Genomic DNA, 9,417 nt, shown 5'->3' with positions numbered 1-9,417 from the left:
CACCGACCGTGCCCGTGACGGCACCCGGCTGGCGGATCGAGCCACCGGTGTCGGAGCCGAGGGCGAAGGGGGCCTCGAGCGGGTCCTGCGCGCCGCCGACCCCGAGCACGAGCGACGCGAACCGCCGCCCGGCCTCGCGCGAGAGTCCGCCGTGCTCGCGGAACCACTCGACGGTGTCCGCGTCGAGCACCTCGGACCAGATGTACCCGTAGTACCCGGCGTCGTACCCGCCCGAGAACGTGTGCGCGAAGTACGTCGACGAGTACCGCGGCGGCACCGCGGTCACGTCGATGCCCGCGGAAGCGAGGGCCTGGCGCTCGAACGCCTCGACGTCGGTCACCTCGGCGGCCTCGGCGGCCGACAGGCGGTGCCACGCCTGGTCGAGCAGCGCCGCGGCGAGGTACTCGGTGGTCGAGAAGCCCTCGTTGAAGCCGGCGGAGTCGCTCAGTCCGAGCACGAGCTCGGGCGGCAGCGGCTCGCCGGTCTCGTGGTGCTTCGCGTAGTTCGCGAGGACCGAGGGCCAGGTCACCCACATCTCGTTGACCTGCGAGGGGAACTCCACGAAGTCCCGTTCGACGTTCGTGCCCGAGAACCGTGGGTAGGTCGTCCTGGCGATGAGCCCGTGCAGCGCGTGCCCGAACTCGTGGAAGAGCGTCTCGACCTCGTCCTGGATCAGCAGCGTGGGGGAGCCGGCGGCGGGCTTCGCCACGTTGAGGTTGTTCACGACGACGGGCAGCGTGCCGAGCAGGTGTGACTGCTCGACGACGGGGTTCATCCAGGCACCGCCACGCTTGCCGTCCCGTGTGTAGAGGTCGAGCAGGTAGAGCCCGACCTCCTCCCCGGAGTCGCCGTGCACCTCGAAGACCCGGACCTCGTCGTTGTAGCCGTGCAGGTCCGAGCGTTCGGTGAACGTCAGTCCGTACAGGGCGCCGGCGGCGTGGAACACCCCGTCGTGCAGGACGCGGTCGGCCTCGAAGTAGGGCCGCAGCGCCGAACTGTCCGCGGCGAACTGCTCGCCGCGCAGGACCTCCGTCGCGTGTGCCCAGTCCCAGGCCTCGACCTCGAAGCCGACCGTGCGGGAGCGGACGGCGCGCTCGTCCTCGGCGTTCGCGGCGGCGGCCGGGACGAGCGAGGAGAGCAGGCCGTCGACCGCCTCGGGCGTCCCCGCGGTCTCGTCGGCCGTCACCACGGCAGCGTGGTTCGGGAAGCCGAGGAGTTCGGCCCGCTCGGCCCGGAGCCGGACGATGCGCAGCAGGACCTCGCGGTTGTCGTGCGCGTTCCCACGACGCCCCCGCGACAGCGAGGCGCGCATGATCCGTTCGCGCAGGCCGCGGTCGGTCAGCGAGGCGAGCCACGGGTGACCCGTGTACAGCGGCAGCGTCACGAGCCAGCCGTCGAGGCCGCGGTCCGCCGCGGCTGCGGCGGCGGCCGACTTCGCGCCGTCGTCGAGTCCGGCGAGCTCCTGTTCGTCGGTGACGTGCAAGGCGAGGTCGTTCGTGTCCTCGAGCAGGTTGCGCTCGAAGGTCGTGGTGAGCGTCGAGAGTTCCTGGTTGATCGCGGTGAGACGCTCCTTCCCACCGTCGTCGAGGCCGGCTCCCGCGAGCGTCATCTCGGTGTGCACCCGCTCGACGAGTCGACGGTCCTCGTCGGACAGGTCCGCACGCTCGTCGAGCGAGGACCGCACCGCATCGACCCGTGCGTACAGGCGCGCGTCGAGGGTGACCGCGTCGCGGTGGGCGGCGAGGAGCGGCGACACCTCGGCCTCGAGGTCGTGCAGCTCGGGCGTCGAGTCGGCGGAGGACAGCGTGAAGAAGACGTGCGAGACCCGGGTCAGCAGCTGCCCGGAGCGTTCGAGCGCCACCAGCGTGTTCTCGAACGTCGCTGCACCGGGATCGGCGGCGATGGCCTCGACCTCGGCACGCTGCTCGGCGATGCCGGCGTCGAACGCGGGACGGAAGTGCTCGAGCCGGACGTCGTCGAACGGCGGCAGGGCGTAGGGGAGGGTGCTCGGCTGGTCGAACGGGGTGTCCATGGCCCCACCCTACGGACCGGACCGGACGCCGGTCTGGAGGCACGTGGCGGGCCCGCCCCGCGCCTCCCGGCCGACGTCGGGTCGTGTCGGGCGTCGTGTCGTCGAGCGTCCGGTCGGAGCGTCAGGTCAGCGCGTCAGGTCAGCGCGTCGGGTCAGCGCGTCCGGTCGGTCCCCGCACGCATGGCCACGTCGATCAGCGTGGCTGCCGCGCGCCGCGCGTGCCGCGCCGGCGTCGTGTCGCCCGCGATCGCGGCCGTCGTCTGCGCACCCTCGGCGAGGAGTGCGAGCTGGGCGGCGAGCTCCTCGGCCGCGTCGAGGTCCGGCACGGCGGCCGCCGCGAGCCCGGCGACGTACCGCTGGAACGAGTCCTTGTGCTCGCGGGCGATCTCGGCGACCGCGGGGGAGGTCGCACCCAGTTCACCGAAGGCGTTGATGAAGCCGCAGCCGCGGAAGGTGTCGTCGCCGAACCACTGCTCCAGGAAGTCGTACATCGCGAGCAGCCGGTCCCGCGGGGTCCCCGCTGCAGCCACCGCCTGCTCGATGCCCTGCTCCCAGAGGTCGTGCCGCCCGCCGAGCACCGCGGCGACGAGCTGCTCCTTGCCGGGGAACACCGAGTAGAGCTTCTTCAACGAGACGCCGGCGGTCGTCCGGATCTCGTCCATGCCGACCGACTGGAACCCGCGGGCGTAGAAGAGCGCGTCCGCGGCGTCGACGATGCGCTCGCGCACCTGCGGGTCGGTCGTGCTGGCGGTGCCGGACACGGGCATCCCCTTCCTCCGCTGCGGTCCCACTCGTCCCCGTCGCCTCGGGAACGGACGTTCTCCAGTGTAGGCCGCGTCCCCCGGTCCCGGTCGAGCCCGGGATCGGGGGGACGGCCTAGTCCTCCTCCGGCGCGTCGTCCGGGTTCGTCACCTGCGCACGCCCGGCGGGGTCGAGGTGGATCGACGTGCCGTCGTCGAGCTCGACGATCGGCTTGCCCTCGAGGTACGTCAGCGTCCAGCGCCAGGTCGATGCGTCGACCGACGCCGCCGCCAGCTCCTCCTCGACACCGCGCGCGGCGACGACCATCGCCTCGGGGAGTCGCTCGGGTGGCTGCCCACCCACGTTCCAGCGTGTACCCAACTGCATCCGTGCCTCCAGTGCCGACTCGTGCTCGTGCTCGTGCTCGTGCTCGTGCTCGTGACGACGGGCCGGGCCGCACGCGACCCGGCCCGTCGACGGACGACGCTACGCCTGCTGCTCCGCGAGCTCGATCTCGGTCACCGCGAGCTCCTCGCCGTCCGTGAACGACAGGTTCTCGATGCGGCCCACGGCGGCCAGGTCGACCGCCGCGCGCTCGATGAGCGCGCGCTGGTCGGCCGGAGCCGCCACGACGGCACGGGTGACCGGCGTCTTCTGGGACGCCTTGGCGGCGGTCTTCGCACCGCGGATCCCGATCAGCGCCTGGCCGACGGCGGCCAGCAGCCCGGACGGCTCCGCCTGCGTCGGGAGCTCCGTGACCGTGGGCCACGCGGCCGTGTGCACGCTGGTGTCGTGGGTCCAGGCCCACACCTCCTCCGTCGCGAACGGGAGGAACGGTGCCAGCAGACGGAGCAGCGCGTCGATCGCGGCGCGCAGCGCCAGGACCGCACTCGCCTGGGTCTCGTGCGTCGCGTCGGGCGCGGTGCCGTAGGCACGCTCCTTGACCAGCTCGAGGTAGTCGTCGCAGAAGGTCCAGAAGAACCGCTCGGTGACCTCCAGCGCACGGGCGTGGTCGAAGCCGTCGAACGCGGCGGTGGCCTGCTCGATCACGGAGCCGAGCTCCGCCAGCACGTCGACGTCGAGGGGCTCGGTGACGGTCGTCGCACCGCTCGGCAGTTCGAAGCCGTACACGAACTTCGCCGCGTTGAGCACCTTGATCGCCAGGCGACGACCGACCTTGATCTGCTTCGGGTTCTGCGGGTCGAAGGCCGCGTCGGTGCCGAGCTTCGACGAGGCCGCCCAGTAGCGGACCGCGTCGGCACCGTGCTGCTCGAGGATCGAGAGCGGCGTGACGACGTTGCCCTTCGACTTCGACATCTTCTTGCGGTCGGGGTCCACGATGAAGCCGGAGATGCTCGCGTGCTTCCACGGCGCGACGTCGGCCTCGAGCTGGCTGCGGAGTGCCGTCGTGAAGAGCCACGTGCGGATGATGTCCTGCGCCTGCGGGCGGACGTCGTACGGGAACACGAGGTCGTAGAGCGCCGGGTCCGTCTCCCACTTGCCCGCGAGCTGCGGGGTGAGGGACGAGGTCGCCCAGGTGTCCATCACGTCGAGCTCCCCCTGGAAGCCGCCGGCGACGCCGCGCTGGTGCTCGGCGTACCCGGGGGCCGGCTCGGACGCCGGGTCGACGGGCAGCTGTGCCTCGGTCGGGACGATCGGCTGGTCGAAGACCGGGTTGCCGTCGGCGTCGAGCGGGTACCAGACCGGGATCGGCACGCCGAAGAAGCGCTGGCGCGAGATGAGCCAGTCGCCGGAGAGGCCACCGACCCAGTTGTCGTAGCGGACGCGCATGAAGTCCGGGTGGAAGGCGATCTCCTCGCCGCGCTTCCGCAGGGTCTCCTTGAGCTGCTCGTCGCGCGCGCCGTTGACGATGTACCACTGGCGGGTCGAGACGATCTCGAGCGGCTTGTCGCCCTTCTCGAAGAACTTCACCGGGTGGTTGATCGTCTTCACGTCGCCGACGAGCTCGCCCGACTCGGTGAGCGCGTCCACGAGGACCTTCTTCGCCGAGAAGACGGTCTTGCCGGCCATCTCGGCGTAGAGCTCCCTGCCGCGGGTCGACTCGATCCACGCGGGCTCGTCCGAGCGGACGCGGCCGTCGAAGCCGATGATCGCGCGGTTCGGCAGCTGCAGTTCGCGCCACCACACCACGTCGGTGGTGTCACCGAAGGTGCAGACCATCGCGATGCCCGCGCCCTTGTCCTGCTGCGCCAGGTGGTGCGCGAGGACCGGGACCTCGACGTCGAACAGGGGGGAGCGGACGGTCGTGCCGAACAGGTCCTGGAAGCGCTCGTCGTCCGGGTGCGCGACGAGGGCGACGCAGGCGGGGAGCAGCTCCGGACGGGTGGTCTGGATGACGACGTCCTCGCCGCCGTCGGTGCGGTGGAACGCCAGGCCGTGGTACGCGCCGGGCATCTCCTTGTCCTCGAGCTCGGCCTGCGCGACGGCGGTGCGGAAGGTGACGTCCCAGAGCGTCGGGGCGTCGGCCTGGTAGGCCTCGCCGCGCTCGAGGTTGCGGAGGAACGCACGCTGCGCGCTCGCCCGCGAGGTGTCGTCGATCGTGCGGTACGACTGCGTCCAGTCCACTGACAGGCCGAGCGTGCGGAAGAGGTGCTCGAACTGCTGCTCGTCCTGCACGGTCAGGCGCTCGCACAGCTCGATGAAGTTGCGGCGCGAGATCGGCAGCTGGTCGCCCGCCTTGCTCGACTTGCCGTCGCCGCCCTCGAACGGCGGCACGAAGGCGGGGTCGTAGGGGAGCTGCGGGTCGCACCGGACGCCGTAGTAGTTCTGCACGCGGCGCTCGGTCGGCAGGCCGTTGTCGTCCCAGCCCATCGGGTAGAAGACGTGCTTCCCGCGCATGCGCTCGTACCGGGCCTTGAGGTCGGTGTGCGTGTAGGAGAACACGTGCCCGATGTGCAGCGAACCCGACGCGGTCGGCGGCGGGGTGTCGATCGAGTACACCGCGTCCTTCGTCGCGCTGTCGCGGTCGAAGCGGTAGGTGCCGTCCTGCTCCCAGACCGGACCCCAGACGTCCTCGAGGCCGTCCACCGTGGGCTTGTCGGGCATGGGCTTCGTCATGGCAGGGCCTTTCGATCGATGTGTGCGGCACCGAGTCCGTGGTGAGGTGCCTGAGTGTCGCGCGTACAGTACGCGGTGGCCTCATCGTAGCGGTCCGCCGCGTCGGAGCGCTCCATCTGGTAGGCTGTCGGAGTTTGTCCGGCGAGCGCGGTGTTCGCGAGGACTGCACAGTCGCTCTCCGCCGGATGCCCGAAGGCAAGACACAGCACTACCGGAGGAACGAACTTGGCACCGAACGACGCACACCAGCACGGCGACCGGCCGTTGCGCACGAAGGGCGCAGCGAAGCGTGCACGCCGCAAGCTGACCGAGGACGACGTCACCGTCGTCGAGGAGTCGCTGCTCAAGCGTGCCGTCGCCGCCGCGGCCCTCGGCAACGCGATGGAGTGGTTCGACTTCGGCATCTTCGCGTACCTGACGGTCACGATCTCGAAGGTGTTCCTGCCGGCGGGCGACCCGACGTCGAACCTCGTCGCGACCTTCGGGTTCTTCGCGGCCGCCTTCATCGTCCGCCCGATCGGCGGCGCCGTCTTCGGCCCCATCGGCGACAAGATCGGCCGGCAGAAGGTCCTCGCGCTGACGATGATCCTGATGGCCGCCGGCACGCTCATGATCGGCCTCATCCCGTCGTACGCGACGATCGGCTTCTGGGCCCCCGTGCTGCTCCTCGTCGCCCGCTTCGTGCAGGGCTTCTCGACCGGTGGTGAGTACGGCGGTGCCGCGACCTTCATCGCCGAGTACTCGCCCGACAAGCGCCGCGGGTTCATGGGCTCGTGGCTCGAGTTCGGCACGCTGGCCGGCTACGTGCTCGGCGCGTCGATCGTCACGGTCCTGCAGTACGCGATGCCCGAGGACACCCTGCTCAGCTGGGGCTGGCGCATCCCGTTCATGATCGCCGGTCCGCTCGGCCTCATCGGGCTCTACCTCCGCCTGAAGCTCGAGGAGACCCCGGCCTTCCAGAAGCAGCAGGAGCAGGCCGCCGAGCGCGAGTCGCAGAAGACGCCGTTCCTCAAGCTGTTCGCCGAGAACTGGCGCTCGCTCATCATCTGCATCGGCCTGGTCCTCGTGTTCAACGTGACCGACTACATGCTGCTGTCGTACATGCCGACCTACCTCGAGACGAACCTCGGGCAGAACGCCACGTTCGGCCTGATCCTCATCGTCATCGTGATGATCCTGATGATGGTCGTCATCACCTTCGGTGGTCGCCTGTCCGACAAGTTCGGCCGCCGGCCGGTCCTCGCCGCCGGCTGCATCGGCTTCATCGTGCTGTCGTGGCCGGCGCTCAAGCTCGTCCAGTCGGGCACCGGCGCAGGCGTGTTCTTCGGTCTGCTGATCCTCGGTCTCGTGCTGGTCACGTTCACCTCGACCATGCCGTCCACCCTCCCGGCGCTGTTCCCGACGATCATCCGCTACGGCGCCCTGGCGATCGCGTTCAACGTGTCCGTCTCGCTGTTCGGTGGCACGACCCCGCTCGCGACGCAGGCGCTCATCGCCGGGGCGAAGGACGCCGGGCTCTCGTGGGCCGAGGACATCCCGGCCTTCTACCTCATGCTCGCGGCCGTGATCGGCCTCGTCGCGGTGTTCTTCACCAAGGAGACGGCTGCGACGCCGCTCATGGGCTCGGGCCCCACGGTCGCCCACGAGGACGAGGTCGCCGACGTCATCAAGGACTACAACGACCCGACCTCGGAGCTCGCGCAGTCCGACTGGGCGAAGGACTTCTCGACGAGCGAGATCCCGATCATCTCGGGGGACACCCCGAAGCCGGGGTCCGACAAGGAGCCCGCGGGCTCGTAGCCGCCGCTGTCGGCCGGGAGGCACGGCGCACGTCCGTCACGGACGCGCACCGTGCCTCCCGGCATGTCCGCTCCGTGGGCGCTAACCGAGTCTCGGCCCGGCGGACACGTTCGCGGCTTCGGTGCCGCGAACGTGTCCGCCTGAGCGAGACTCGCCCGCTGGCGCGGCGCCGCGGTCAGGCGCCGCGGGCGAGCCGGGCGGCAGCGTCGACCAGGCGCGCGGTCGCCGGGTGCTCCGGCGCGCCGAGCACGCGTTCCGCGGGGCCCTGCTCCACGACGCGGCCGTCGTGCACCACGAGCACCTCGTCCGCCATCCGCCGGACGGCGCGCAGGTCGTGCGACACGAACACCATCGCCACGCCGGTCTCGTCGCGCAGTCGTTCGAGCAGCGTGAGCACCGCGTCCTGCACGGTCGCGTCGAGTGCCGTCACCGGTTCGTCGAGCACGACCACCTCGGGCGACGTCGCCAGCGCCCGGGCGATCGCCAGTCGTTGCCGCTGTCCGCCGGAGAGCGTGCGCGGGGCGCGTGACCGCAGCTCGGGGTCGAGTCCCACCTGACGGAGTGCAGCGTCGACCGGGTCGGCCAGACCACCCCGCGCCCGCCGCTCCTGCCCGCGGGACAGGGCGTCCGCGAGCACCCGTCCGACGCTCCACCGCTCGTCGAAGGTCGCCCCGGGGTCCTGCACGACGGCCGCCACCCGGTGCCGACGAGCCCGGCGCTCGCGCTCGGGCAGGGGCACCCACGGGTCGCCGTCGAGCCTGACCGTGCCGGCGTCCGGCGTCTCGAGTCCGAGCAGCATCCGCGCCACCGTCGTCTTGCCCGAGCCGGAGGCACCGATCACACCCGTCACGCGGCCCGGTCGCACGGTGATCGACACGTCCTGCACGGCGGGCACTCCGTCGAAGAACCGGGTCAGTCCGGAGCCCTCGACGAGCGGGGCCGACGGCGCACCGGGGCCGGGCACCCGTCCCACGGCCCGGCGTGTGTCCGCCCGTGCCGCCCGCACCAGGGCTGCGGTCGCCGGGTGCTGCGGTGCTGCGAAGACCTCGGCGACCGGTCCGTGCTCGACCACCGTCCCCTCGTCGACGACGAGCACCCGGTCCGCCCACCCGGCGACGAGCCCGAGGTCGTGCGTGATGACCAGCAGCCCGGCGCCGCGGTCCTGCACGGCCCGGAGCTGCTCCATCACGGTGACGGCCACGGCGGCGTCGAGGGCGGTCGTCGGTTCGTCCGCCACCACGAGCGCGGGGGAGGCCACGGTCGCCGCCGCGATCAGCGCGCGCTGTCGCATGCCTCCAGAGAGCGTGCCGGAGCGCCGGCCGTCGGTCGCCATCGCGGGGTCGAGCCCCACGCCCGCCAGTGCGGCGCGCACGGCATCGACCCGTTCTGCTGCGCGCAGGTCGGTGTGCAGGCGCAGGGCGTCGGCGACCTCGCGGCCGACGGGGCGGAGGGGGTCGAGTGCGCCGAGGGCCTCCTGGCCGACGTAGCCGACGGTGCTCCCGCGGAGCCGACGCCAGCGCCGCTCGGCGAGCCCGCGCACGTCGGAGCCGACGAGGTCGAGGCGGTCGGCGGTGACCGCGGCACCCGCTGCGGAGAGCCCGAGCACCGCCCGGGCGGTCACGGTCTTGCCGGAGCCGGACGCCCCGACCAGGGCGACGCACTCACCGGCGTCGACGTGCAGGTCGACGCCGTGCACCACCGTCGCGCCGTCGATCGACACAGCGAGCCCGCGGACGTCGAGCACGCGGGTCCCCACCGGCCGTGCT

At 71.7% G+C, this 9,417-nt stretch carries 6 protein-coding genes; 1 reads left to right on the top strand and 5 read right to left on the bottom strand.

Features of this window, described 5'->3' with window-relative positions:
• The 4 genes from ACH0A8_RS15365 to valS form a co-directional block, all read right to left on the bottom strand.
• The coding region (locus tag ACH0A8_RS15365; protein ID WP_406907491.1) for a M3 family metallopeptidase at positions 1-2,032 on the bottom strand (2,032 nt) is incomplete at its 3' end.
• A gap of 152 nt (positions 2,033-2,184) precedes the next feature.
• Entirely contained in the window at positions 2,185-2,793 is a 609-nt protein-coding gene (locus ACH0A8_RS15360; protein ID WP_271827119.1) for a TetR/AcrR family transcriptional regulator, read from the bottom strand.
• 115 nt (positions 2,794-2,908) lie between these two features.
• Entirely contained in the window at positions 2,909-3,160 is a 252-nt protein-coding gene (locus ACH0A8_RS15355; protein WP_066653141.1) for a hypothetical protein, read from the bottom strand.
• 99 nt (positions 3,161-3,259) lie between these two features.
• Positions 3,260-5,851, bottom strand: a complete 2,592-nt coding sequence (gene valS / locus ACH0A8_RS15350; RefSeq protein ID WP_245171563.1) for a valine--tRNA ligase — start codon at positions 5,849-5,851, stop codon at positions 3,260-3,262.
• Positions 5,852-6,076: 225 nt separating this feature from the next.
• On the opposite strand from valS, the gene proP reads away from it, so the two are divergent.
• Complete coding sequence (proP, locus tag ACH0A8_RS15345) at positions 6,077-7,651, top strand: glycine betaine/L-proline transporter ProP (protein WP_406907490.1); 1,575 nt, start codon at positions 6,077-6,079, stop codon at positions 7,649-7,651.
• Positions 7,652-7,826: 175 nt separating this feature from the next.
• Here proP and ACH0A8_RS15340 read toward each other — a convergent pair whose 3' ends face one another.
• Positions 7,827-9,395 (bottom strand): ATP-binding cassette domain-containing protein, encoded by a 1,569-nt coding sequence (locus ACH0A8_RS15340; RefSeq protein WP_406907489.1) that lies wholly within the window; start codon positions 9,393-9,395, stop codon positions 7,827-7,829.
• Positions 9,396-9,417: the final 22 nt, after the last annotated feature.

It is taken from the genome of Curtobacterium sp. 179-B 9B NHS, assembly GCF_045370965.1.
Taxonomy (GTDB): Bacteria; Actinomycetota; Actinomycetes; order Actinomycetales; family Microbacteriaceae; genus Curtobacterium.
The sequence above is the reverse complement of the archived record's forward strand: the minus strand, read 5'-3'. Positions and strand labels throughout refer to the sequence as shown.